12 protein-coding genes, 1 tRNA gene, 3 rRNA genes and 1 pseudogene are annotated in these 25,889 nt (G+C 72.3%); 12 read left to right on the top strand and 5 right to left on the bottom strand.

All coding sequences use genetic code 11. The features are described 5' to 3' along the window. Nucleotides 1-21 precede the first annotated feature (21 nt). The 3 genes from OG335_RS17765 to OG335_RS17755 all read right to left on the bottom strand — a co-directional run bounded on the left by OG335_RS17765 (nucleotide 22) and on the right by OG335_RS17755 (nucleotide 3,622). Nucleotides 22-1,602 carry a TROVE domain-containing protein gene (locus OG335_RS17765; protein ID WP_405012093.1) on the bottom strand — a complete coding sequence of 527 codons (1,581 nt, stop codon included), beginning with the start codon at nucleotides 1,600-1,602 and terminating at the stop codon, nucleotides 22-24. Between the two features lie 370 nt (nucleotides 1,603-1,972). Further along, nucleotides 1,973-2,066: transfer RNA gene (locus OG335_RS17760), tRNA-OTHER, on the bottom strand. A 134-nt stretch (nucleotides 2,067-2,200) separates the two neighbouring features. Further along, complete coding sequence (locus OG335_RS17755; protein WP_405012092.1) at nucleotides 2,201-3,622, bottom strand: MFS transporter; 1,422 nt, start codon at nucleotides 3,620-3,622, stop codon at nucleotides 2,201-2,203. Nucleotides 3,623-4,409: 787 nt separating this feature from the next. On the opposite strand from OG335_RS17755, the gene OG335_RS17750 reads away from it, so the two are divergent. From OG335_RS17750 to OG335_RS17740, 3 genes are all read left to right on the top strand, one after another. After that, a complete protein-coding gene (locus OG335_RS17750) occupies nucleotides 4,410-6,557 on the top strand; it encodes an asparagine synthase-related protein (protein WP_405012091.1) in 2,148 nt (715 codons plus the stop codon). A 117-nt stretch (nucleotides 6,558-6,674) separates the two neighbouring features. Next, nucleotides 6,675-7,178, top strand: coding sequence for a universal stress protein (locus OG335_RS17745; protein ID WP_405012090.1), 504 nt, complete (start codon nucleotides 6,675-6,677; stop codon nucleotides 7,176-7,178). A gap of 188 nt (nucleotides 7,179-7,366) precedes the next feature. Beyond that, nucleotides 7,367-8,065, top strand: a complete 699-nt coding sequence (locus OG335_RS17740; RefSeq protein ID WP_405012089.1) for a DsbA family oxidoreductase — start codon at nucleotides 7,367-7,369, stop codon at nucleotides 8,063-8,065. Nucleotides 8,066-8,135: 70 nt separating this feature from the next. On the opposite strand, the gene OG335_RS17735 is transcribed toward OG335_RS17740, so the two are convergent. Beyond that, nucleotides 8,136-10,145, bottom strand: a complete 2,010-nt coding sequence (locus OG335_RS17735; RefSeq protein WP_405012088.1) for a sigma-70 family RNA polymerase sigma factor — start codon at nucleotides 10,143-10,145, stop codon at nucleotides 8,136-8,138. Between the two features lie 247 nt (nucleotides 10,146-10,392). Next, nucleotides 10,393-11,238: a TetR/AcrR family transcriptional regulator gene (locus tag OG335_RS17730; RefSeq protein ID WP_405015439.1), complete on the bottom strand. Its 846-nt coding sequence runs from the start codon at nucleotides 11,236-11,238 to the stop codon at nucleotides 10,393-10,395. Nucleotides 11,239-11,649: 411 nt separating this feature from the next. On the opposite strand from OG335_RS17730, the gene OG335_RS17725 reads away from it, so the two are divergent. The 9 genes and pseudogenes from OG335_RS17725 (at nucleotide 11,650) to OG335_RS17685 (ending at nucleotide 25,706) form a co-directional block, all read left to right on the top strand. Further along, entirely contained in the window at nucleotides 11,650-13,059 is a 1,410-nt protein-coding gene (locus tag OG335_RS17725; RefSeq protein ID WP_405012087.1) for an NAD(P)/FAD-dependent oxidoreductase, read from the top strand. Between the two features lie 183 nt (nucleotides 13,060-13,242). Next, nucleotides 13,243-14,514, top strand: a pseudogene (locus tag OG335_RS17720) (PP2C family protein-serine/threonine phosphatase); the annotation flags it as partial. Between the two features lie 565 nt (nucleotides 14,515-15,079). Further along, a 16S ribosomal RNA gene (locus OG335_RS17715) occupies nucleotides 15,080-16,601 on the top strand. A gap of 280 nt (nucleotides 16,602-16,881) precedes the next feature. Continuing rightward, nucleotides 16,882-19,991 (top strand): 23S ribosomal RNA (locus OG335_RS17710). Between the two features lie 97 nt (nucleotides 19,992-20,088). Continuing rightward, a 5S ribosomal RNA gene (gene rrf, locus OG335_RS17705) occupies nucleotides 20,089-20,205 on the top strand. The 16S, 23S and 5S rRNA genes sit together here, the layout of an rRNA operon. Before the next feature lie 157 nt (nucleotides 20,206-20,362). After that, the gene (mshD, locus tag OG335_RS17700) at nucleotides 20,363-21,340 is read left to right on the top strand and encodes a mycothiol synthase (RefSeq protein ID WP_387586388.1); all 978 of its coding nucleotides are present in this window, start codon (nucleotides 20,363-20,365) and stop codon (nucleotides 21,338-21,340) included. A 264-nt stretch (nucleotides 21,341-21,604) separates the two neighbouring features. Next, on the top strand, nucleotides 21,605-24,001 hold the full coding sequence (locus tag OG335_RS17695; protein ID WP_405015438.1) for an RNA degradosome polyphosphate kinase: 2,397 nt from the start codon (nucleotides 21,605-21,607) through the stop codon (nucleotides 23,999-24,001). Nucleotides 24,002-24,102: 101 nt separating this feature from the next. Further along, nucleotides 24,103-25,161, top strand: a complete 1,059-nt coding sequence (locus OG335_RS17690) for a CHAD domain-containing protein (protein WP_405012086.1) — start codon at nucleotides 24,103-24,105, stop codon at nucleotides 25,159-25,161. After that, nucleotides 25,146-25,706 carry an NUDIX hydrolase gene (locus tag OG335_RS17685; protein WP_405012085.1) on the top strand — a complete coding sequence of 187 codons (561 nt, stop codon included), beginning with the start codon at nucleotides 25,146-25,148 and terminating at the stop codon, nucleotides 25,704-25,706. Before OG335_RS17690 ends, OG335_RS17685 begins: the two co-directional genes overlap by 16 nt. Nucleotides 25,707-25,889: the final 183 nt, after the last annotated feature.

The raw sequence follows: 25,889 nt of genomic DNA, 5'->3' as shown, positions 1-25,889 counted from the left end.
GGGGCGGTCGAGGAGGCCGTCCTAGACCTGCTCCCACGGCCAGTGGGCGTCGCGGCCGGCCTCCAGCAGCGGGATCAGGCGGAAGGCGGCGTCGGTGAGGCCGCCGAAGGTGTGGCGGTGGGCGCCGCCCGAGGGCGCGTGGCCCGCCCGGTAGCCGGCCAGGTTCCAGGTGTAGACCGGGACCTGCGCCGGGACCGCGGCGAGCGGATCCCTGCCCGCCCATCCGCCGTGCGCCTGCTCGTCGGTGACCACGACGACGCGGTCGTGCCCGCGGTAGTGCGCCTCGACGGCCTTCGCCGTCTCGGTGCCGCCGAGGGAGGAGAAGCGCTGCAGCACACCGAGCACCGGCTCGGCCCGGCCGATCCGGATCGTCCGGCTGGCGGAGCCGAACTCGACCAGGTCGGCGCCGGCGGCCCGCAGTGCGAGCGCGGTGCCGAACACGGCGGCGCTGTCGGCCCGGTTGAGCTGGGTCTGCGCGCTCGGCCGGTCGAACATCGAGCCGGAGCGGTCGACCAGCACCAGGGTGCGGCCGGGCAGCGCCGGCACGTTGGCCAGCGAGTGCCCGAGCGCCTGTTCCAGGGCGTGGCCCCACCGCAGCGACGGGGCGTGCCGGTGCGCGGCGAGGTAGCGGAACGGGAACTGCCGGGAGCGGGCCACCTCGGCCGGGTCGGCGATCCGCCGCGCGACCTGCTCCGCGACCCCGTCCGCGACACCTGCCTGGTCGAAGTTGCGCAGGTTGCGCACCAGCGCCATCGGCCCCATCGAGGGGATGACGGCCTCCCAGACCGCCGCGTCCAGCGGGCCCTGCAGCCAGCCGGCCAGCGCCTCCCAGGTCATCCCGGCCGCCGCCAGCCGCTCGGCGCCGCCCGGGCCGGTCACCACGGCACGGCGCTCCTCCACCGGCAGCGCCAGCAGCGCCCGGTGGGCGGCGAGCAGGGTGTCGCCGGCCGGCGGCACGGCCTCGTCCGGGTGGTGCCGGCGGTCCAGCGCGTACCGGAACAGCGGCCCCTGCCAGGGCTTCTCGGCGTGCGGCGACGGGTGCGTCAGCTCCAGCACGTCACCGAAGCGGTAACCCTTCGACGCGGTGTCGTACTTGAGCAGCGCACGGCCGGTGTACAGCCGCTGCACGGCGTCCGCGACACCCCGCTTGAGCGGCTTCGGCAGCGCGCGGCCGTACCGCGAGGTCCAGTAACCGAGCAGCTCGCCCGGCTCGTCGGGGCGCTGCAGCACCGCGGCGACCGCCTGCCGGGAGAAGCCGGGGGCCCCGGCGTCCAGCCGGGCGCGGGTGAACTCGGCGGCACCGACCAGCGAGGCCGTGCGCATCGCGGCGCCGTCCCGCAGCCAGCGCAGCAGGCCGAGGGTCCACTCCGGGTCGCTCACGGCGAGGGAGCGGACGAGCGCGGTGAAGCGGTCGTCGCGGTCGCCGCCGCGCTCGTAGAAGGTGTCCTGGCCGACCAGGTTGCCGACGGCGAGCAGGAACAGCTCGGACTTCTCGTCACGCAGGAAGCCCGCGCCGCCCGCGTGGTTCGCGGTGCGCGGCCCGGTCGTGGTCACGGGCGAGGTCGGGGCGGTCTTCGGACGGCGGACGTTGAAACGGGACATGGCAGTGGTTCCCCCTGAGGGGAGGCAGGCCGCGCAGGGGCGTCCGAGATCGTGCCGGCGCGGTGGCCGGCCCCGGTGGAGGTGACAGTCAGGTGCTCTGCCGATTGAGCTACCGGCCGTGCTCGCGCACGGACCGGCCGGGACTCGAACCCGGAACCGCCCGAACCGGAAGGAACCCCCGCCTGCGCACCGGACGCCCCGGCGCGGTGCCCCCCGAGATCGAAAGCGGCGCCGGCGGATTCGTGAGAGGAAGGAGCCGGAGCCTGCGCACCGGGAGGTGGCAAGTCGTATGCAGGTATGAGGTGTCCAGAGAACCGAAGCGGCGGAGGTGACGTGTGCTGCTCTGCCCGACTGAGCTACACCGGCCCGGAGCCGGTGACGGGACTCGAACCCGCGACCTGCCCATTAACAGTGGAAGTAACCCCTGCCTGCGCACCTGGACAGGCACGACGTTAGCCACCGGCCGGCCACCGCCGCATCCGAATTACGGCGCGCGCACCAGGCCGCGCGCACGGCACACCCGGAGGCACCTGCCCGTCCCGGACGCACCCTGCCCGTCCCGGACGCACCCTGCCCGTGCCCGGGTGCGCCCTGCGGGCTACTGCGTGCCGGCCAGCACCAGCCGGGCCCGCTCGGTCAGTTCGCGCACCCGCCGCTCGTCCTGGAACGGCGCCAGCCTGCGCAGCATCTCCAGCACGTACTCCCTGCTGCGCTGCGAGGAGATCCGGCCGGCCACCTCCACCGCCCGCTCGCCGGCCGCCACCGCGGCGTCCAGGTCGCCCGCCTCGGCCTCGGCCATCGCCGAGACGATCAGCCGCAGCGCGTGCGAACGCACGTAGCCCTCCGTCGGCCGGGCCAGCGCCTCGCGGGTGAACTGCCGCACCTTGGACGGCATGCCCAGGTCGCGGAAGCACTCGGCGGCGTCCGCGGCCAGCCGGTCGTAGGTGTAGAAGTCGATCCAGGTCGGGTCGGCGTCACCGGGGCGGGCCCGGTCGAGCGCACCCTCCGCCGCCGCGAGCGCCGTCGCGCAGGCCGCCGCGTTGCCTGCCCTGGCCCGTGCCCGCGCCTCCACCAAGTGGAAGAAGCTCATCGTGCGCGCCGTCGCCAGGCCGCGGTTGCGCTCCAGCGCCGCCTGCGCGAGATCGACCGCCTCCTCGGGGAAGTTGCGGTACACCGCCTGCAGGCTCATCGACGCCAGCACGTACCCGCCCAGCGGCACGTCACCCGCCGCCCGGGCCAGCCGCAGCGCCTGGATGTAGTACCGCTGCGCCGCCTCGTGCTGCCCGGTGTCGAACGCCATCCACCCGGCCAGCCGGGTGAGTTCGGCCGTCGCGCCGAACAGCGCCCGGCCCACCGCGTCGCTGTACGAGCCGAGCAGCAGCGGCGCCGCCTCCAGCCGCAGGCACTCCGGCACCATCGACGAACGCCAGTCCCCGCCGCCGTACTTGGAATCCCACCGGCGGGCCTCCTGGGCGGCCTCGCGCAGCTTCGCCGCATCCGAGTGGCCCACCCGGTACCCCGAGCGGTCGGCCACCGCGGGCTCCCGCGCCACCGAGCCGTCGGCCGGCGTGATCAGCCAGCGCGACACCGGCGTCGCGTACGCCGACACCGAGAACGTGCCCGCCAGGCTGTCGCTCCAGCGGCCGCCGCCCGGGCCGCGCCGCAGGTCGAGGTCGACCCGCCACAGCTCCGTCGCCGACCGCACCGCCTCCGGCACCTCGCGAGGGAACTCCAGGCCCAGTTCAGGGGTCGGCTGGGTGTCGCCGAGACCGATCTCCTCCAGCGGCACCGGCCGGCCGAGCTTGCTGCCGAGCGCCGTCGCGATCAGGTGGGGCACCGGCCGCTGCGGCACCATGCCCTTGGTGACCCACCGCGCCACCGACGTCTTGTCGTACCGGAGCGTCAGGCCGCGCTGCGCCCCGAGGTCGTTGACCCGGCGGGCCAGGCCGGCGTTGCTGATCTGGGCGAGGGAGAGGAGCGCGCCGAGCCGTTCGTTCGGCCCTCGTGAGCTGGCGGTCATGGTGGCGGTGGCACCCCCTGGCGAGGTCGTGCGCGGAAGGCGGCCCGCACGACGGGGCCACCCACTGCACCTAGCGTAGTCGGACGGGTTCCGAGGGTTAAGAGGCTGCATTCCGGATGGCGGGATAGCGCGCCCGAACGGCCTGTCGGCGACGGTCCGTCCGCACGGCCGCGGAACGGTCCCCTCCGCCGCGCGGGGTCCCGGACTCCCGTGCTCCGGTCCCGTGCCGACGTGCGCCCGTCCGTGCCCCCTGGCCGCAGCGGCAGGTCGGCGATTCGCTGGACCCTGTGGATCGGCCCGCCGTCGAGGACCCGGCGGGCCGGGGGAACCGCTGCCGCCGTCCCCGCGGGCAGCGGTGGGTCCGGGAGGGCATGCGGATGCCCTCCCGGGCAGTGCGACGCCTTTCGGCCATCCGTTGATGTCCATGCCAGGAGGCGCAGGCGCGGCCCGGGCCTCGGAGGGGGCGGCCCGGTCCGCCGGGGAGCCGCCGCGGCCCGCCCGGCCCGTCCGCCGGCGGGCCGCGCGGGACCACCGGCAGGCACGCGAGGGCGCGAACGGCGCACGTACGGCGCAGGTGCGGTGCCCGCCGGTGCGGCCCGGAGCCGCGCCACAGCGGCACGCCGACGACCCGCCGCCGCCCGGAGAGCCGACCTGACGCCGGGTCACCGGCCCACCCGGCCGCATTCACTCGCGCAACCCGGGTCACACCCCGCCCGACCGGTGGCACGATGTCTCCTGCGGCGCCCTCGACACCCGTGCGCCCGACCCCTCGTCAGGTGGAGGCGCGATGCGGTGGCTCACCGGCTGGAGCGGGACACCGACCGGCGACGGCGGGCCGCCCCTCGGCGGAGTCCGGCCGCTCGCCGCCACCACGCTCTGGAACGGACCCGGCCCGCTCTGGGCCGTCGGCGACTGGCGCCCCGACGAGATCCGCCTCGTCACCCTGCGCCCCGGCGCCGACCCCGTCGTCACCACCGGCCCGGCACCCGCCGCCGGCGCCGCCGGGCAGCACGGCCCGGGCGCCGACACCGACACCCCCGCCACCACCCGCCTCGCCGTCCTCGGCCGCTGCGGAGCCACCGACGCCGAACTCGCCGCCGGCCTCGCGGCCGCCCGCGGCGGAGCCGTCCGCCACCTCACCGGCTGGCCGGGCAGCTACACCGCCGTCCTGCGCACCGGCACCCGCTCCACCGTGCTGCTCACCGACCTCGCCGGCGCGCAGCCCGTCTTCCACACCCCCTGGCACGGCGGCACCGCCTACGCCACCGCGGCCCTCCCGCTCGCCGACCTGATCGGCGCCCCCGTCGACACCGGCCACCTCGCCGCCCTCCTCGCCTGCCCCGAATCGCCCGAGGCGCTCGGCCACGGCACCCCGTACGCCGGCGTGCTCCGCGTGCCCCCCGGCCACTCGCTCGGCATCCGCGGCGGCCGGCCCTACCTCGCGGGCTACGAGCAGGACCCCGGGCCCGCCCGGCGCGACGACGCCCCCGCCGTCCGCGAACTCACGCGCACCCTGCTCGAAGCCGTCCGCTGCCGGGTCCGCACCACCGCGGCGGACGCCCCCGAGGGCCCCGACCGGCCCCGCCTCGGCGTCGACCTCTCGTACGGCACCGCCTCGGCCACCCTCGCGCTGCTCGCCGCCGCCGTGCCGCCCGGCCCGGCCGCCGCCGCGCCGCCCGCCAGGCAGACCGCCGTGCCCGCGCCGCGCACCGGCGCCGTCAAGGGCTCCTGGGCCCGCGCCCTTCCCGAACCGGCCGCCGACCGGTCCGCCGAGACCCTCGCCGCCGTCACGCACGCCGGCCCCGAGGGCCTCACCCCGGTCGTCGACGTGCCCCGGCTCCACCACGTGGTCGTCCCCGCCGGGCTGCCCTACGCCGAGGTCGCCGGCGACCCGCTCGCCGGACCCCTCACCGACGAACCCGGCCCCGCCCTCACCGCCGCCGCCCACCTCTGCGCCCGCTTCCGCGCGGGCGGCTCCGACCACCTCACCGGCTACGGCGCGCGGCAGGTCCTCGACGGACACCCCGCCCGGCTCGCCGACCTCTTCCGGTCCGGCCGGGCCCGCGAACTCCTCGCCCCCGTCGCCGCCCTCGCCGGCGCCGACCGCGTCCTCGCCGGCCCCCTGACCGGCACCATCCGCACCCCCGTCACGGTGCTGCGCGCCGCCCACCGGCTCGCCCGCGCCGTCCACGCCGACTCCCTCGACGACCTCGCCGTCCGGCTGACCGTCCGGCACTTCGACGAACCGCACGACACCGCCGGCGCCAGCTCCGCCGCCGACCTCGCCTGGGCCGTGCCCGGGCCCGCCGCCCGCTGGCTCTCCGACGAGGCCCTGACCACCGTCGCCCAGCGCCTGCGCACCGCCGCCCGCGGCCCCGCCCCGGCCGAACCGCCCGGCGCCCGCCGGGCCCGGCTCGCCCTGCACCGCCACGCCGCCGCCTACCGCACCCTCGTCCAGGCCGCCGAACAGCGCGGCCAGCGCCTGCACGCGCCGTACCTCGACAACCAGGTCGTCCGCGCCGCCCGGCTCCTCCCCGACGACATCCGCCTGCAGCCCGGCGCCCGCCACGCCCTGCTGCGGTCCGTCCTCACCGGCGCGGGCCGCACCGACCTCCCCGCCGACTGGGGCCGCGGCCCGCGGCCCGACCGCACCGGCGCCGCCCGGAGCGGCCTGCGCCTCGCCGCCGACGGGCTCGCCGAGCTGTTCGACCGGCCGCTCCTCGCCGAAGCCGGCCTCGTCGACCTGCCCGCCGTCCGCAAGACCCTCGCCGCCGCCGCCGAACCCGCGGCCGACCTCCCGCCCGGCACCCTCGCCGGGCTCGCCGACCTCGTCGCCACCGAGCTCTGGCTGCGCCGGTTCGCCGCCCGCCGCCACGGCTCCTGCTGGACGGGCCTGCCCCCGGCCCGGCGCCGCGCCCTCGCCCGGCCGGCCTGACGGACCCGCCGCCGTCCCGGCACGTAGCCCGCCGTCCCGGCACGCTGCGGGCCCGCGGCGGCCGGGGTCCGGCGCGTCCGCGCAGGTCCGGCGGACGGCGGCGGGCATCATGGGCGGGTGGCCGCCGCGATGGTTCCCCTGCCCGTGCTCCGCGAGCCGCCCTCGGCGGTCCGCCCCGGCGTCCTGGCCGCCTGCGACGGCTCCGACGGCTCGCTCTGGGCGCTGGACCGGGCCATGACCGAGGCCGAGCTGTTCGGCCTGCCGCTGTACGTCCTCGCGGTGGTCAACCCGTCGCCGACCGGCTATCCGCCCGGCATGGTCGAACTCGTCCGGCAGAGCATCGACCTGCTGGCCGCGAGCATGGCGGACGGGCTGCGCCGCGCGGTCGACGCCGTGCAGGCGGCCCGCCCCCGGCCGTACGGCGGCGAACTCGTGCTGCACGTGGTGCTGGGCAGCGTCATCGAGGTGCTGCTCGCCGCCACGGCGGGCCAGCACACCCTGGTGATCGGGACCCGCGGCAACGGCGGCTTCACCCGGCTGCTGCTGGGCTCCGTCAGCACGGCCGCCGTGCACCACGCGAACTGCCCGGTGCTGGTCGTCCCGGCGCCGACCGCGGGCTGAGCCCTCCGGCGGCTGCCGCGCGGCGGTCCGGTGGACCTCGCTCCGGGGCTGGTCAGGGGCGCCGTTGTGCGGGCCGGTTCGGGGCACCGGGGAATGCGGGGCGAACGGTTGACCGTTCAACCCCGAGAGCCGCGCCCGGCCCGTCCGGGGACGGCCGGGAGACCCCACCGAACAGGAGCCCCACCGTCATGAAGGTCGAGATCTACTCCGACATCGCCTGCCCCTGGTGCTACATCGGCAAGCGCCGCTTCGAGCAGGCGCTGGACCGCTTCCCGGGCAAGGACGCCGTCGAGGTGGTCTACCGGCCCTACCAGCTCGTCCCGGACGCCTCCGAGCAGGCCACCCCGCACCGGGCCTGGCTCGCCGAGCGGTACGGCCCGCAGTCCGCCGCGATGGACGCCCGGGTCACCGAGCTCGGCCGCGCCGAGGGCATCACGTACGACTTCGACACCGCGCTGCACGCCAACACCTTCCTCGGCCACCGGCTGCTGCACCTCGCGGAGACGGAGTACGGCGCCGCGGTGCAGGGCGAACTCAAGGAGCGGCTGCTGAAGGCGCACTTCTCCGACGGCGTCGACATCGGCGACCGGACGCAGCTGGCCGCCGTCGCCGTCGCCGCCGGGCTGGACGGCGACCGGGTCGCCGCCTACCTCGCGGGCGACGAGGGCGCGGACGAGGTCCGTGCCCAGCTCGCCGAGGCACAGGCGCTCGGCATCTCCGCCGTGCCGACCTTCGTCTTCGAGGGCCGGTGGGCGGTGCAGGGCGGGCAGGAGGCCGACACCTTCCTACGGGTCCTGCAGCAGGTCGCCGAGGAGACCGGCGCGCTCGTCCCGGTCGCCGGCGCCGACGACGGCGAGGCCTGCGCGGACGGTGCCTGCGCGGTCTGACGGTCCCGGTGGTGCGGCGGCTCCGGCGGTGTGACGGCTCCGGCCGCCGGGGTGCCGCGGCCGGAGCACCTCAGCAGGTGAGCCTGGCCTCGGCCCAGTCCGCGACGTCGATCAGGGCCCAGCCGCCGGCCCGTTCGGCGACCAGCCGGAACGACCGCTGACCGGTGAGCGGCGCGTGCACCCGCACCGGCGCGTCACCCGTCCGGACGGTGCCCGAGCTCCACAGCACGGTGCCGTCGCCGCCCACCACCCGAAGGACCACACCGCCCCGGCCGACCGCGACGTCGTCCGGGCCGGCCACCGCGTCGAACGACGTGCAGCTGCGGCCGAGGTCGACGGTGACCCGGGACGGCACCTGCACGGCCAGGCCGTGCAGGTAGCGCCGACCGGCCATCCACAGCACGGACCGCCGGGCCAGCGCCCCGCCGCCCCGGCGGATGCTCGGGGTGCCGTCCGCGGCGTCACGCCGGCCCGCCGCGCCGAACGGCAGGTCGTCCAGCCAGAACGCGGACGGCTCCGGCGGCGTGACCGTGGGGCTCGGCTCAGGCCGGGGCGTCGGGGTGGGCGTGGGCTCCGGCTCCGGGGCGGTCGCGGACGGCGCGGGCACCGGCTCCGCGGGCACCGGCGGGGGCACCGTGCGGGCGGGCACGGGCGGGCTCGTCGTCCGGGCCGGTGCCCGGCTCGGCACCGGCCCGGGCAGCACCCGCGGGCCCCCCGGCGTCGGACTCACCGACGGCTCTGGGGAGGGCTCGGGGGCCGGCGGCGGAGCCACGGTCGGCCGCGCCGGAGCAGGCACCGACGCCGGTACGGGTGCCGCGGCCACGCGCGGCGGAGCCGCCGAACCGCTCAGCGCGTACGCCGCGGCGGCGGCCGCCGCCAGCGCGACACCCGCCGCGATGCCCGCCTTCGCGGCGACCCCCAGGCCCTCGCCGGCCAGCGCACCGGCCGTACCGCCACCCGTGCTCCCGCCCGCAGCGGCACCGCCGGCGGCACCGCCCGCGGTCGCACCCGCCGCGGCCCCCGCCACCGCGGCCCCGCCCAGCACCGCACCCGCACCGACCGCTGCCGCGGCGACCGCCGTGTACCCCGCCCCGATCCAGACCAGCACGCCGCCGGGCAGCACCGCACGCAGGCTGTGGTTGATGTCGGTCAGTTCCAGGCAGGCCGCCGTGCAGCGGGCGCACCCCTGCACGTGCCGGCCGACCTCCGCGGAGGCCCGCTTGCGCAGCGAGCCGCGCGCGTAGGCGCCGAGCCGGCCCGCGTAGGCCGCACAGCCCTGCTCCTGGCTCCCGGAGACGTGCGCCTGCAGGAAGGCGGCGGCCAGCCTGTCCCGCGCCCGGTGCGCCTGCACGGCCGTGGCGTTGGCGGTCTTCCCGAGCATCACCGCGACGGTCTTCGGCGACTCCCGTTCGACCTCGGTGTGCCACAGCACCACCCGGTCCTCCTCGGGGAGTTCCGCGTAGGCCCGCATCACCATCCGCTGGTCCGCCAGCGCCATCGCCCAGGCGTCCGCACCGGGATCCGCCAGGTCGTAGTCGATGCCGGCGCCCGCACTCCGGGTGAACGAACCGAAGTCGTCGACGAGTTGTTCGCGCCGCTCACTGCGCGCCCAGGCCGCGGCCACGTTGCGCACCGCCGTCAGAAGGTACGCGCGGACGGCGAACTCCGGTCCGCGGCCCGCCTTCAGCGCCTGCAGGGTCCGGGCGAACACCTCGCCCGCCAGGTCCTCGGCGGTGAAGCTGTCCCGGCAGCAGGTCCGCGCGTAGCGCCGGACCGGCTCGGCGTGCCGCCGGTAGATCTCCGCGTACGCGGAGTCGTCCCCGCCACGCACCCGGGCCGTCAACTCGGCATCCGAAGGCGGGCGTTCTCCGTCCACCGGATCCGCCGGGGCCGGCACCACGGCCCGTACGGGAAGCTCCTCGCCGACGAACGCCTCCGGCGTCACCCCGCCCCGGCCCGCCGCGGCCTGACCGGGCACCCGGCCGACCAGCGACTCCCTCAGCGGGGCGCCCGCCTGGTCGGGCACATGGCCCGACGGCGCAGGCCCGGAACCGGCCTCGCCCGGCTCGTCCGCGCTCACCTCACGCCCCCCGTCACTGCGTCGGCCACAGCCCCGGATCGGGGCCCGGCCGGCCCGGCAGGACGCCGGACCGCAGGAGGCGGGGCCACGGCGCCGGCGACCACCCGCCGGCAGCGAGCCGCCGGAATGGCACGCAACGGGACAATGGCTCCAAGCACGGGCAAAGAATGGCATAGCACGGCGTCAGCCGGTAGCCGGGACCACCGCGACCCACCCGTACGGGCAGCCCGCGGACCGGTCCGGCAGATCACAACTCCGGTGCCCGGTGCGCCTGCAGACCCTGCAGCAGGATCTGCAGCAGTCGCTCCCGCGGCGCGTTGCCGGGTTGACCGCCGACCGCCCCGGCGTCCGCCGCGGACTCCGCCGAACGCGACCCGGCCGCCTCGTCCGGCACCGGCTGCGCACCGGCGGAGGTCGCGTGCACCGGCACCGCGGCCGTCAGCACGAGCACCACGTCGGACACCGTCACCCCCGGACGCAGATCGCCAGCCGCACCGGCCCGCGCCACCAGGGCCGCCACCAACTGCAGGAGCAGCCGCGGATCGGAGTCCGCCGCGCCGGACCCGGGCAGCTCCGCCGCCCCCTCCGCCCCACGCCCGTCCGCGCCCCGCTGCCCGGGCACCCGGCCCACCTCGGCCGCGTACCGGAACGCCTCCGGCGGCAACAGCCGCCCGGCGCCCGACGCCACCGCCCGCCCCAGGAAGTCCGCCAGGGCCTGCCACGGCGCCCCGCCGCCGTACAGCGACTCGCGGGCCTGGCCCGTCAGCCAGGCGACCTCCTCCGCGGCGATCCGCCGGACGAGCACCTCCTTGCTGGGGAAACGCCGGTACACGGTGCCGACACCGACCCCGGCCCGCCGTGCGACCTCCTCCATCGGCGCGTCGTAGCCGAGTTCGCCGAACACCTCACGCGCCGCCCGCAGCACGCTCTCCAGGTTGCGCCGGGCGTCCACCCGCAACCGGCCGGGCCGCCCGGACACCACCGGGACACCGGCGGCCGGCAGCTCCGCACCGGCCGGGCCGCGCTGCTCCGGCACGGCGCCGACAACCGGCCCGCCCCGCCCGTGCACCGGCGACACCACGCCACCCGACATGCGCTCCTGATCCGTCACTTCACCCTCCCCCGCGGACCCCTTCAGGAGCCCGCCCCCAACCGGTCGCACCCCCCGGCGCGTCCACACGGCGTCCGTCGCGCACGGGTGCGGACTACACCTTCCCCACTTCGCCGCCGACCAGTCGACCGGCCGATCGATCGACCGCGACCTTGACGGGACACAATCCGACCATAGTTCAGGCGAGTTCGTGGCAGAAGTGGACCTCTCGCCGCCGACCGGCCGGTCGACCGGCCGCCGCCGGCCCCCGCAGCGCGACCCGCCGCACCCTCGCCCCGCAACCCCGCACGGCCGGACCCGGCCCCGCCCCGGCCCGAATCCGGCCCCGAACACCGCCTCCGGCCATCGGATCCGGTTCGCGCTGTGGACAAGAGCCCCCCGGACAGTGCGTCATTGGGGGACGTACTCGACGGACGTGAATCAGGTCACACAACCCCGACGCGGCCCACGGGCGGCAGGAGGTGCCCCATCAGGATTCTCATCGTCGGCGGCGGATGTGCCGGCACCGCCGCCGCCCTCGGACTCCAGCACGCCCTGGCCGCCCGTCTCAGGACCGGGGACGCCGAGATCACCGTCGTCGAACCCCAGCCCTACCTGACCTACCGCCCGCTGCTCGCCGAGGTCGCCGCCGGCAGCATCGACCCCCGCCACGTCGTCGTCCCGCTGCGCCGGCTCCTCCCGCAGTGCCGCGTCCTCACCGCCCGCGTCACCCGGATCGACCACGCCACCCGCACCGCCCAGGTCGACACCGCCACCCGCGGCGGCACCGGCACCGTCACCGAACTCCCCTACGACCACATCGTGGTGGCCCCCGGATCGGTCTCCCGGACCGACCCGGTGCCCGGACTCGCCGAGCACGGCCTCGGCTTCGCGTCCGTCGGCGAGGCCGTCGCCCTCCGCAACCACGTCCTCGAACAGCTCGACCTCGCCTCCTCCACCCGCGACCCCGAACTCCGGCAGTCCGCCCTGACCTTCGTCTTCGTCGGCGGCGGCTACGCCGGCGTCGGCGCCTTGGCCGAACTCGAGGACATGGCCCGGCACGCCGTCCGCGGGTACCACAACCTCACCGCCGACGACCTGCGCTGGGTGCTGGTCGAGGCCACCGGCCGCATCCTCCCCGAGGAGCCCGCCGACCTGGCCGACCACACCCTCGCCGAGCTCCGCGAACGCAGCGTCGACGTGCGCCTCGGCACCACCCTGGAATCCGCCGCCGACCGGCTGATGACGCTCTCCGACGGCAGCCGCTTCGCCGCCCGCACCCTCGTCTGGACGGCCGGCGCCCGCCCGGCCCCCCTGCTCCGCGACACCGACCTGCCGCTCGACGCCGACGGCCGGATCCGCTGCCTGCCGACCCTCCAGGTACGCGGCCCCGGAGGCACCCCGCTGGCGGGCGCCTGGGCCGCAGGGGACAGCGCCGCCGTGCCGGACGCCACCGCGGACGGTGCCCCCTGCGCCCCGAACGCCCAGCACGCGCTGGCCCAGGCCCGGCTGCTCGCCGACAACCTGCTCGCCGACCTCGACCGCCGCGCCCCCGCCGACTACCGTCCCGACCGCATCCACTGCTCGACCTCCCTCGGCATCGGTCGCGGCGTCGCCCACACCCGGCGCGGCCGCGTCACCGGCCGCCGGGCCTGGTGGTTGCACCGGGCCCGCCACCTGCGCAGGCTGCCCAGCGCGGACCGCCGCGTCCGGGTGCTCACCGACTGGCTGCTCGGCGCCCTGTTCACCCGCGAGGTCGTCTCCCTCGGCGCGGTGGAGCACCCCCGGGCGGAGTTCGAGTCGGGCTTTCCCGAACACCGCTGACGACCACGCGGGCACCCCGCGTAGCGAACACGGGGCCGGCGACGATACGACTTCCGCAACCACACGTCCGCCTGACAGGATCAGCCGGAGCGGCCATCACCACACGTGCCACCACGGACACGTCGCGTGACAGCCGGTCGACACGCCCGACCCGTCCCCACACCCCCGAGGAAGCGGCCGACGTTGAACCTCATGCGCTGGAGCGCGCGGCTCGCCGGAGCCCCGCGGCGTGTCGCCCTGCCCCCGGCGTCCACCGAGCCCGTCGCCCTGCCCGGCCCCCGCGGTCACGACGCCGCGGCCGCCCTCGGCCTCCGCGAGGTCCACGAGCTCTACGAACTCCGCGACGTCCTCGACCGCCTCCCCTCCCCGGTCGCCGTCACCTACGGCCCGCTCCACCAGCTCGGCTACGCCAACGACGCGTACCGCGAGCTCTTCGGCGAGCGCACCACCGGGCTGCCCGCGGCCGAAGGACTCCCCGAGCTGGCCGCCCTCGGCGTCCTCCCGCTCATGGACCAGGCGCTGCGCAGCGTGCGGCCCCGCAGCGTCAAGGCCCGCTGCGTCGTCGGCCCCGACGCCAGCCGCTACTACAACGTCGCCGTCGTGCCCCTCGCACCCGCGGCCGCGGCCGCCCACGGCGACCGTGCCGCGGCCGGCGGCCCGCGACCGCCCGCCGGACTCGTCATCTACGCGGCCGAGGTCACCGACCAGGTCCAGGCGGCCGGCCGGGTCCGCGAGGCGGAGCGCAGGCAGCGCGAGGCCGCCGTCACCCTGCAGCGCAGCCTCCTCCCGCAGAAGCTCGAACAGCCCGCGGACCTGCGGGTCGCCGCCACCTACCAGCCCGGCGGCGCGGACGCCGCGGTCGGTGGCGACTGGTACGACGTCATCCGCCTCGGCGGAGGCCGCACGGCACTCGTCATCGGCGACGTCATGGGCCGCGGCCTCCGCGCCGCCGCCGTCATGGGCCAGCTCCGTACCGCCGTCCGTGCGTACGCGCGCCTCGACCTCCCCCCGCACGAGGTCATGGCCCTGCTCGACGGCCTCGCCATGGAGATCGACGCCAACCAGATCGCCACATGCACGTACGCCGTCTGGGACCCCATGCCCGGCACGCTCGTCTACGCCTCCGCAGGACACCTGCCCTTGCTGCTCCGCGGCCCGGACGGCAGCGTGCTCCAGGCCGACGAGCAGAACGGTCCGCCGCTCGGCACCGGCAGCGGCGAGGGCAGCCACGTGTCGCACACCCTCAAGCTGCTGCCCGGCACGACGGGCGTCCTCTATACGGACGGCCTGGTCGAGCGCCGCGACGAGGACATCGACCACGGCCTGGACCTCCTCGCCCGCACCCTGGCCGGCGCGGTCGGCGGTCCGGACGTCGTCTGCGCCCGCCTGCTCCGGGCGATGGGGGTCACCGCGGAGCACGACGACGACGTCGCCGTGCTCGCCTTCCAGCTGCCACTTGAACAGGACGAGGAAGGTGTGTAAAGTTCTTCGAGCTGCCTGCCTGGGAGCACCGGACGCGCACTCTGCACGGACGGTCCCGCGGCGGCCAATCCTCTGAACCACCACTTCCCGATTCCCGGGCAGGGCTGTGTCTTTGTCGCGCCCCTGTGCGAATTCGGTGTGCGCGTTTATATGGGTTGCGGTCGGATTCGCTTTTCGGGGCGGGGATCGGCTAAGGTTTGAAACGTCGGACAGGCCGTCAGGCCGGTTCCGGTGAAAGAAATCGAAAGCAAGTCGGGAAAGAGCACGAGCTCGGATCTGATAAGCTGGGAACACGAAAGAGCGAAACACCCGGAGGGTCCGCTGGAAGGCGGTCCGAAGGAAGTGTCCGTTCCTTGAGAACTCAACAGCGTGCCAAAAGTCAACGCCAGATATGTTGACATCCCCGGCCTCAGGATTTCCTGGGGTTGGAGATTCCTTTTGTAGTAAATAACACAGCGAGGACGCAGTGCGCGGGGCTCCCTATTCCGGGGGTTGCCGTGCCGCTCAACGCGGGTGTGAACCCGATGACGGGTAATCATTCACGGAGAGTTTGATCCTGGCTCAGGACGAACGCTGGCGGCGTGCTTAACACATGCAAGTCGAACGGTGAAGCCCTTCGGGGTGGATCAGTGGCGAACGGGTGAGTAACACGTGGGCAATCTGCCCTGCACTCTGGGACAAGCCCTGGAAACGGGGTCTAATACCGGATATGACCGTCTTCCGCATGGTTGACGGTGTAAAGCTCCGGCGGTGCAGGATGGGCCCGCGGCCTATCAGCTTGTTGGTGGGGTAATGGCCTACCAAGGCGACGACGGGTAGCCGGCCTGAGAGGGCGACCGGCCACACTGGGACTGAGACACGGCCCAGACTCCTACGGGAGGCAGCAGTGGGGAATATTGCACAATGGGCGAAAGCCTGATGCAGCGACGCCGCGTGAGGGATGACGGCCTTCGGGTTGTAAACCTCTTTCAGCAGGGAAGAAGCGCAAGTGACGGTACCTGCAGAAGAAGCACCGGCTAACTACGTGCCAGCAGCCGCGGTAATACGTAGGGTGCGAGCGTTGTCCGGAATTATTGGGCGTAAAGAGCTCGTAGGCGGCCTGTCGCGTCGGATGTGAAAGCCCGGGGCTTAACCCCGGGTCTGCATTCGATACGGGCAGGCTAGAGTGTGGTAGGGGAGATCGGAATTCCTGGTGTAGCGGTGAAATGCGCAGATATCAGGAGGAACACCGGTGGCGAAGGCGGATCTCTGGGCCATTACTGACGCTGAGGAGCGAAAGCGTGGGGAGCGAACAGGATTAGATACCCTGGTAGTCCACGCCGTAAACGTTGGGAACTAGGTGTTGGCGACATTCCACGTCGTCGGTGCCGCAGCTAACGCATTAAGTTCCCCGCCTGGGGAGTACGGCCGCAAGGCTAAAACTCAAAGGAATTGACGGGGGCCCGCACAAGCAGCGGAGCATGTGGCTTAATTCGACGCAACGCGAAGAACCTTACCAAGGCTTGACATACGCCGGAAACGTCTAGAGATAGGCGCCCCCTTGTGGTCGGTGTACAGGTGGTGCATGGTTGTCGTCAGCTCGTGTCGTGAGATGTTGGGTTAAGTCCCGCAACGAGCGCAACCCTTGTTCTGTGTTGCCAGCATGCCTTTCGGGGTGATGGGGACTCACAGGAGACTGCCGGGGTCAACTCGGAGGAAGGTGGGGACGACGTCAAATCATCATGCCCCTTATGTCTTGGGCTGCACACGTGCTACAATGGTCGGTACAAAGGGCTGCGATGCCGCGAGGCGGAGCGAATCCCAAAAAGCCGGCCTCAGTTCGGATTGGGGTCTGCAACTCGACCCCATGAAGTTGGAGTTGCTAGTAATCGCAGATCAGCATGCTGCGGTGAATACGTTCCCGGGCCTTGTACACACCGCCCGTCACGTCACGAAAGTCGGTAACACCCGAAGCCGGTGGCCTAACCCTTGGGAGGGAGCCGTCGAAGGTGGGACCAGCGATTGGGACGAAGTCGTAACAAGGTAGCCGTACCGGAAGGTGCGGCTGGATCACCTCCTTTCTAAGGAGCACATAGCCGCTTGCGAGCGAATGTCTCGCACGGTTGCTCATGGGTGGAACGTTGACTATTCGGCACGGTCGGTGACGACTGCTAGTACTGCTCTTCGGGGCGTGGAACGTGGTGGTGATCCGGTCGGGTCGGGCACGCTGTTGGGTCCTGAGGGGACGGCCGTTTGGCTGTTGCCTCTGGGTGCCGGCCTCACGTGACTGCACCGTTCGGTGTGGGAGGGTGGGTGTCTGGTCGTTGTTTGAGAACTGCACAGTGGACGCGAGCATCTGTAGGCCAAGTTTTTAAGGGCGCACGGTGGATGCCTTGGCACCAGGAACCGATGAAGGACGTGGGAGGCCGCGATAGGCCCCGGGGAGCTGTCAACCGAGCTTTGATCCGGGGGTGTCCGAATGGGGAAACCCGGCAGTCGTCATGGGCTGTCACCCATACCTGAACACATAGGGTATGTGGAGGGAACGCGGGGAAGTGAAACATCTCAGTACCCGCAGGAAGAGAAAACAACCGTGATTCCGGGAGTAGTGGCGAGCGAAACCGGATGAGGCCAAACCGGCATGGTGTGAGACCCGGCAGGGGTTGCCATGACGGGGTTGTGGGAAAGTTCTTCAGTCGTCTGCCGGCGGCTGGGCGAGTCAGAAACCGTATGGGTAGTCGAAGGACATGCGAAAGGTCCGGCGTAGAGGGTAAGACCCCCGTAGACGAAATCTGTACGGCTTGCTTGAGCTTCTCCCAAGTAGCACGGGGCCCGAGAAATCCCGTGTGAATCTGGCGGGACCACCCGCTAAGCCTAAATATTCCCTGGTGACCGATAGCGGATAGTACCGTGAGGGAATGGTGAAAAGTACCGCGGGAGCGGAGTGAAATAGTACCTGAAACCGTGTGCCTACAAGCCGTGGGGGCATCTCCTTGTGGGGTGTGACTGCGTGCCTTTTGAAGAATGAGCCTGCGAGTTTGCGGTGTGTAGCGAGGTTAACCCGTGTGGGGTAGCCGTAGCGAAAGCGAGTCCGAATAGGGCGGTCATAGTTGCATGCCCAAGACCCGAAGCGGAGTGATCTAGCCATGGGCAGGTTGAAGCGCGGGTAAGACCGTGTGGAGGACCGAACCCACCAGGGTTGAAAACCTGGGGGATGACCTGTGGTTAGGGGTGAAAGGCCAATCAAACTCCGTGATAGCTGGTTCTCCCCGAAATGCATTTAGGTGCAGCGTCGTGTGTTTCTTGCCGGAGGTAGAGCACTGGATAGGCGATGGGCCTCAACGGGTTACTGACCTTAGCCAAACTCCGAATGCCGGTAAGTGAGAGCGCGGCAGTGAGACTGTGGGGGATAAGCTCCATGGTCGAGAGGGAAACAGCCCAGAACACCGACTAAGGTCCCTAAGCGTGTGCTAAGTGGGAAAGGATGTGGAGTCGCAGAGACAACCAGGAGGTTGGCTTAGAAGCAGCCACCCTTGAAAGAGTGCGTAATAGCTCACTGGTCAAGTGATTCCGCGCCGACAATGTAGCGGGGCTCAAGCACACCACCGAAGTCGTGTCATTCACAGAATACGCCCAACGGCGCTGTGGATGGGTAGGGGAGCGTCGTGTGCCGGGTGAAGCAGCGGAGGAATCCAGTTGTGGACGGTTCACGAGTGAGAATGCAGGCATGAGTAGCGATACAAGAGTGGGAAACTCTTGCGCCGATTGACCAAGGGTTCCTGGGTCAAGCTGATCTGCCCAGGGTAAGTCGGGACCTAAGGCGAGGCCGACAGGCGTAGTCGATGGACAACGGGTTGATATTCCCGTACCCGCTTTGAAGCGCCAACGTCGAACCTCTTGATGCTAAGCCCGCGAAGCCGGCCCGGAGTCTTCGGACAATGGGACGTGGTGGAGCCGGTGACCCAACGGGGTAGTAGGTGAGCGATGGGGTGACGCAGGAAGGTAGTCCAGCCCGGGCGGTGGTAGTCCCGGGGTAAGGGTGTAGGCCGAACGGTAGGCAAATCCGCCGTTCATTGAGGCTGAGACCTGATGCCGAGCCGATTGTGGTGAAGTGGATGATCCTATGCTGTCGAGAAAAGCCTCTAGCGAGTTTCATGGCGGCCCGTACCCCAAACCGACTCAGGTGGTCAGGTAGAGAATACCGAGGCGTTCGGGTGAACTGTGGTTAAGGAACTCGGCAAAATGCCCCCGTAACTTCGGGAGAAGGGGGGCCATTCCTGGTGATGAGTCTTGCACTCTGAGCTGGGGGTGGCCGCAGAGACCAGCGAGAAGCGACTGTTTACTAAAAACACAGGTCCGTGCGAAGCCGTAAGGCGATGTATACGGACTGACGCCTGCCCGGTGCTGGAACGTTAAGGGGACCGGTTAGTCCGATTTCGGTCGGGCGAAGCTGAGAACTTAAGCGCCAGTAAACGGCGGTGGTAACTATAACCATCCTAAGGTAGCGAAATTCCTTGTCGGGTAAGTTCCGACCTGCACGAATGGCGTAACGACTTCTCGACTGTCTCAACCACAGGCCCGGTGAAATTGCATTACGAGTAAAGATGCTCGTTTCGCGCAGCAGGACGGAAAGACCCCGGGACCTTTACTATAGCTTGATATTGGTGTTCGGTTCGGCTTGTGTAGGATAGGTGGGAGACTTTGAAGCCGTGACGCCAGTCATGGTGGAGTCGACGTTGAAATACCACTCTGGTCGTGCTGGATGTCTAACCTGGGTCCGTGATCCGGATCAGGGACAGTGTCTGGTGGGTAGTTTAACTGGGGCGGTTGCCTCCTAAAGAGTAACGGAGGCGCCCAAAGGTTCCCTCAGCCTGGTTGGCAATCAGGTGTTGAGTGTAAGTGCACAAGGGAGCTTGACTGTGAGACTGACGGGTCGAGCAGGTACGAAAGTAGGGACTAGTGATCCGGCGGTGGCTTGTGGAAGCGCCGTCGCTCAACGGATAAAAGGTACCCCGGGGATAACAGGCTGATCTTCCCCAAGAGTCCATATCGACGGGATGGTTTGGCACCTCGATGTCGGCTCGTCGCATCCTGGGGCTGGAGTAGGTCCCAAGGGTTGGGCTGTTCGCCCATTAAAGCGGTACGCGAGCTGGGTTTAGAACGTCGTGAGACAGTTCGGTCCCTATCCGCTGTGCGCGTAGGAGTGTTGAGAAGGGCTGTCCCTAGTACGAGAGGACCGGGACGGACGAACCTCTGGTGTGCCAGTTGTCCTGCCAAGGGCATGGCTGGTTGGCTACGTTCGGGAGGGATAACCGCTGAAAGCATCTAAGCGGGAAGCCTGCTTCGAGATGAGCACTCCCACCTCCTTGAGAGGGTAAGGCTCCCAGTAGACGACTGGGTTGATAGGCCGGATATGGAAGCCCTGTAAGGGGTGGAGTTGACCGGTACTAATAGGCCGAGGGCTTGTCCTCAGTTGCTCGCGTCCACTGTGTTGTTCTGAAACAACGACCCCCATCGCACCAGGCTGTGTCCTGAGTTCGCGGGTGGGTGGTGACAGTTTCATAGTGTTTCGGTGGTCATAGCGTGAGGGAAACGCCCGGTTACATTCCGAACCCGGAAGCTAAGCCTCGTAGCGCCGATGGTACTGCAGGGGGGACCCTGTGGGAGAGTAGGACGCCGCCGAACAATCATTCCAGTCAAGCCCCCTCCCACCCGGGAGGGGGCTTGACTGCGTTTACGGCACACATTCACCGCGCGGCCGGGCCGGATGGCTCGGGGGTCGTCGGGGCTCTTCTCCGGGGTTCCCCCGAGAGCTCGATCCTCGGCGACGTAGGGTCGCAGCATGGAGACCACCCCCGCGTCGCCCGGCGGCGAGCGCATCCGTGTCACGTCCGTGCTGTCGTCCGACGACCTGGCGGTCGCCCGGTCCGTCCTGACCTCCGCCGCGGTGGACGACGGCCGGGAGGCGGTCTCCGAGGCCGGTCGGCTCCGGTTGCGCGAGGGCGCGGGGCGGCCCGGTGTGCGGCACGTCCTGCAGACGCTCGACGGGCGCCCCGCCGGTTACGGCCAGCTGGACGTGCCGGAGGCCGGTGGCCGGGCCACCGCGGAGTTCGCCGTCCATCCCGAGCTGCGGAGGCGAGGTCTCGGCGGCCGGCTCGCGGCCGCCGTGGTGGCCGCGGCGGATCCCGCGGAGGCGGGTACGGCGGAGGCGTCCGGCCTCGACGTGTGGGCGCACGGCGGTCACCCGGGTGCCGGCCGGCTCGCCGAGCGCTACGGCGCCGTCCTGGTGCGGGAGCTCCGGCAGATGCGCCGGCCGTCCGCCGAGGTGCCGCCGGTCGTGCTGCCCGACGGTGTGGAGCTGCGGACCTTCCGTCCCGGCGCGGACGACGAGGCGTGGCTGCGGCTCAACGCCCTGGCCTTCGCCCACCATCCGGAGCAGGGCGCCTGGACGGAGGCCGACCTGGCCGACCGGTTCGCGGAGCCGTGGTTCGACCCGGCGGGCTTCTTCCTGGCGACCCGCGGTGGCCGGCTGGTCGGCTTCCACTGGACGAAGACGCACCCGGACGGCCTCGGCGAGGTCTACGTGGTCGGCGTGGACCCGGAGGAGCAGGGGAGCGGCCTCGGCCGTGCGCTGACCGCGGCCGGTCTGCGGCACCTGTACGGCGACCGCGGCGTGCCGTCCGTGCTGCTCTATGTGGACGCTGACAATCCGGCCGCCGTGCGGGTATATGAACGGTTGGGATTCACCGTGCACGAGGTGGACCTGATGTACCGCGTGCAGGCGGGCGCTGTTCCGGGGGGCTCCGACCCACAGGGGTGACCGACTCAGCTTTCCTCCTGGCCATGCGGTGTTTACCGTGGATTCAATTGACGCCGCGAAGATCACAGGATGACGCCCGTAGTGCCTCGTCCCCGCTCCGCCCGCCGGTCGGCCGCGCATCCCGCGGCCGCCCCCGGAGGGTGGGCACTGGTGTGGCAGGACGACGACACTGCGTACGGCACGACCGCGAACGGCGCCGCGAGTGCGGCGGACGCCCGCGGGACGTGCTTCCGGGACTTCGCCCTGCAGGAGGAGCTGGCACCGATGAGCATTCCTGGCCCTGTCTCCGCTTCGTCCGGCGCGGGCTCGAGTGCCGCCTCGTCCGCGGGCTCCGGTGCGAACCCGGGCCCGGCCGGCGAGCCGGCGGCGAAGAGCCGCGCGCGGGCGCCGAAGACGTCCCGTGCCGCGGCGCCGTCCGCCGTGCCGGCCCCGGTCCCCCGGGCGGCGGCCGTCCCGCCCGCCGGGGTGTCGGCCGCTCTCGGCCTGCCGCTGAAGGACGCGCCGGTCGCCGGAGCGCTGTCCCGGGTGGGGCGGACCCCCGCGGCGGGCGTGCTGACGGCACCTGCGGACATCGAGTCCGAGTTCGGTGAGCTTCCGGAGGGCCGGTTCCTCGACCGCGAGCGCAGCTGGCTGGCGTTCAACGAGCGGGTGCTGGAACTCGCCGAGGACCCGGACGTCCCGCTGCTGGAGCGGGCGAAGTTCCTGGCCATCTTCGCCAGCAACCTGGACGAGTTCTTCATGGTGCGGGTGGCCGGTCTCAAGCGCCGCATCGCCACCGGCGTCGCCACGCGCAGCGCGTCCGGTCTCCAGCCGCGCGAGGTGCTCGACCTGATCTGGCGCCGCTCGCGCGAACTGATGGCCCGGCACGCGGCCTCGTTCCAGCACGAGGTGCTGCCCGACATGGCCGCCGAGGGCATCGAGGTGGTGCGCTGGCCGGACCTCCCGGAGAAGGAGCAGGCCCGGCTGCACACGCTCTTCCGCCAGCAGATCTTCCCGGTGCTCACCCCGCTCGCCGTGGACCCGGCCCACCCGTTCCCGTACATATCCGGGCTGAGCCTCAACCTGGCCGTGGTGGTGCGCAACCCGGTGTCCGGCCACAAGCACTTCGCCCGGGTGAAGGTGCCGCAGTCGCTGTCGCGCTTCCTGGAGTCCTCGCCGCAGCGGTTCGTGCCGCTGGAGGACGTGATGGGCGCCCACCTGGAGGAACTGTTCCCGGGGATGGAGGTGCTCGCCCACCACGCCTTCCGGGTCACTCGCAACGAGGACCTGGAGGTCGAGGAGGACGACGCCGAGAACATCCTCAAGGCGTTGGAGAAGGAGCTGATGCGGCGGCGCTTCGGCCCGCCCGTCCGGCTGGAGGTCGAGGAGTCGATCGACCCCTACATCCTCGACCTGCTGGTGCGCGAGCTGAACATCACCGAGGCGGAGGTCTTCCCGCTGCCCGGGCCGCTCGACCTGACCGGGCTCTTCGGCATCGCCGGCCTCGACCGGCCGGAGCTGAAGTACCCGGCGTTCGTCGCCGGCACCGCACGCGGACTCACCGACGTCGAGTCGGCGTCGCAGCCGGACATCTTCGCCGCCATGCGCGAGCGGGACGTGCTGCTGCACCACCCGTACGACAGCTTCTCCACCTCGGTGCAGGCCTTCCTGGAGCAGGCCGCGGCCGACCCGCACGTCCTCGCCATCAAGCAGACGCTGTACCGGACCTCCGGTGACTCGCCGATCGTCGACGCACTCATCGACGCGGCGGAGTCCGGCAAGCAGGTGCTCGTGCTGGTGGAGATCAAGGCGCGGTTCGACGAGCAGGCCAACATCAAGTGGGCCCGCAAGCTGGAGGAGTCCGGCTGCCACGTCGTCTACGGCCTGGTCGGCCTCAAGACGCACTGCAAGCTGTCGCTGGTCGTCCGGCAGGAGGGCGACACGCTCCGCCGGTACGCGCACGTCGGCACCGGCAACTACCACCCGAAGACCGCCCGGCTGTACGAGGACCTCGGCCTGCTCACCGCCGACCCGCAGGTCGGTGCGGACCTCTCCGACCTGTTCAACCGGCTGTCGGGCTACTCGCGCCGCGAGTCGTACCGGCGGCTGCTGACGGCACCGCGCGGGCTGCGGGACGGCCTGGTCTCGCGGATCCACGGTGAGATCGCCCACCACCGGGCCGGCCGCCCGGCGTACGTGAAGCTGAAGGTCAACTCGATCGTCGACGAGGCGCTGATCGACGCGCTGTACCGGGCCTCGCAGGCCGGCGTGCCGGTCGACGTGTGGGTGCGCGGCATCTGCGCGATCCGGCCCGGCGTGGCCGGCCTCAGCGAGAACATCCGGGTGCGCAGCGTGCTCGGCCGGTTCCTGGAGCACTCGCGGATCTTCGTGTTCGGCAACGGCGGCGAGCCCGAGGTCTGGTTCGGCAGCGCGGACATGATGCACCGCAACCTCGACCGCCGCATCGAGGCGCTGGTGCGGGTCTCCGACCCGGCGCACCGCACCGAACTGTCCGGGCTGCTCGACCTCGGGCTCTCCGACGAGACGGAGTCCTGGCACCTCGGCGCGGACGGCAGCTGGACGCGGCACGCGACCGACGCCGACGGCAAGCCGCTGCAGCACGTCCAGGATCTGCTGATCGCCTCACGCCGGCGCCGCCGCAACGCGTCTTCGGGACGCTGACCGACCACTGCCCGGGCCCGTCGGCCGTCCCGGTCCCGGCGGTGGCCGGGGCGGGCGGCCACGGAGCCGGCCCGGGACGACCACACGGGGGAGTCCTTGTCATGACCGATTCGCCGATGACGGCCCCGACGGCGCCGGGTGCGTCCGCCGGGGAAGTCCTCTCCGGCTACCTCACCACCCAGGCCGGCGCGTTCCTGCGCGCCCTGCCGCAGGCGGTGGGCGAGGCCGGGTCGAGACCGGGATCGCTCCCGGCCTCGGCGGCGGGTGCGGACGACCTCCTCCGGGCGGCCCGTCGGATCGGCGGCGCGCTCCACACCTTCGGGCCCGTCTTCGAACCCGGCTGGTCCGGGGAGCTCCGCACCGAGCTGCGCTGGCTGCTCGACCTGCTCGGCCGCGAGCCGGGCTACCGTCGCCGCGCCGCCCGGCTGCTGGCCGCCCTCGACTCCCTCGGCGGCACGTCCGCCGACACGCCCGGCATGCTGGCCGGCCACGCCGGCACCCCGAAGGCGCGGGCCCTGCTGGAGCGCCAGCTCACCCTGGCCCGGACCCGGGCGCACACGAGCCTGCTGCAGGAGCTCCGCTCCTCCCGGCTGCACGCCCTCGCCGACCGGATGACCCTGCTGACCGGTGACGTGCCGCTGGCCGGCGACGCCGCGGGCCGCTCCGGGGCGGCCCTGCTGGGGCAGGCCGGCGCCGCGTTCGCCGCCCTCGCCGCCGGGGTCGGCCGGCTTCCGCTGGACCGGGCCGTGCAGCCGTACGGCGGTGACGGCCTGCACCGGCTGGCCGCCCTGCCCGCACCCCGCAGCGGGGCGGCGCCCGCTCCGTCCGACGCCGACAGCCTGATCGCGGCGGACGACGAGCCCTGGCACCGGGTCCGCATCCTGCTCAAGCGGATGCGGTACGCCCTGGAGGTGTGCGGGGCGCCGGCCACCGGCCTCGACGGCCTCGCCCGCGCGCTCGACCGGCACCGGGACGCCTCCGACGCCGCGGCCACCGCCTCCCTGGCGGCACGGACGCCGAGGATCACCCCGGCGACGGCGTACGTGCTCGGAGTGGTGCATGCTGATCAACGACTGGAGGTGGAGGCGGCCCGGTACGCCTTCGGAGTCCAGTGGCCGAAGCTCCCGCACCACGGATGGCATGAATGGGCGACCGTCTGACCGCAGCGCACACCGGCGCCGCCAACCCCTTCACCGTCCGTCCGGACGGCGGATCCGGCGGGCCCGCGTCCGGGGGCGGCCCCGTACCCGTCGTACGGCGCGGCACGGGCCGCGGCTCCACGGTGCTGGCCGCCGGGGCGGTGCTGTGGGTGCCGGGCCCGCCCCGCAAGGACGGCCGGGGCTGGAAGAAGCCCCGGATCGCGCTGATCCACCGGCCCAAGTACGACGACTGGAGCCTGCCGAAGGGCAAGCTCGACCCCGGCGAGGGCTGGCGGGCCGCCGCGCTGCGGGAGGTCCGGGAGGAGACCGGGCTGGCCTGCGTGCTCGGTCCGGAGCTGCCGGCCCAGCACTACCTGGTCGACGGCCGCCCCAAGGAGGTCCGGTACTGGGCCGGCTCGCCGACGGGTGGTTCGTTCACTCCCAACCGCGAGGTCGACCGGCTGGAATGGCTGCCCCCGAAGAAGGCCCGGGCCCGCCTCACGCACCCCCGCGACCGGGCGCTGATCGACGCGCTGCTGCAGTTGCTGGGCTCCGGAGAGGGCTGACCGGGGAGGTCCGGGGCCGTTCCGCCGGGCGCCGCCGCGCCGCAGGTCGGACCCGGTGGCGACGACCGGCGCCGGGAGACCTCACCGCGCCCTCACCGTGACGCAACCGTTACTACCGGACGCGGTTTCCTGCCATCCGTTCGAGGTTCACTCTCCGTTCATTTGCGACCGGGTGATGCGTCA

It is taken from the genome of Kitasatospora sp. NBC_01539, from assembly GCF_045040525.1.
Taxonomy (GTDB): Bacteria; Actinomycetota; Actinomycetes; order Streptomycetales; family Streptomycetaceae; genus Kitasatospora.
This window is presented reverse-complemented; position numbering and strand designations above follow the sequence as displayed.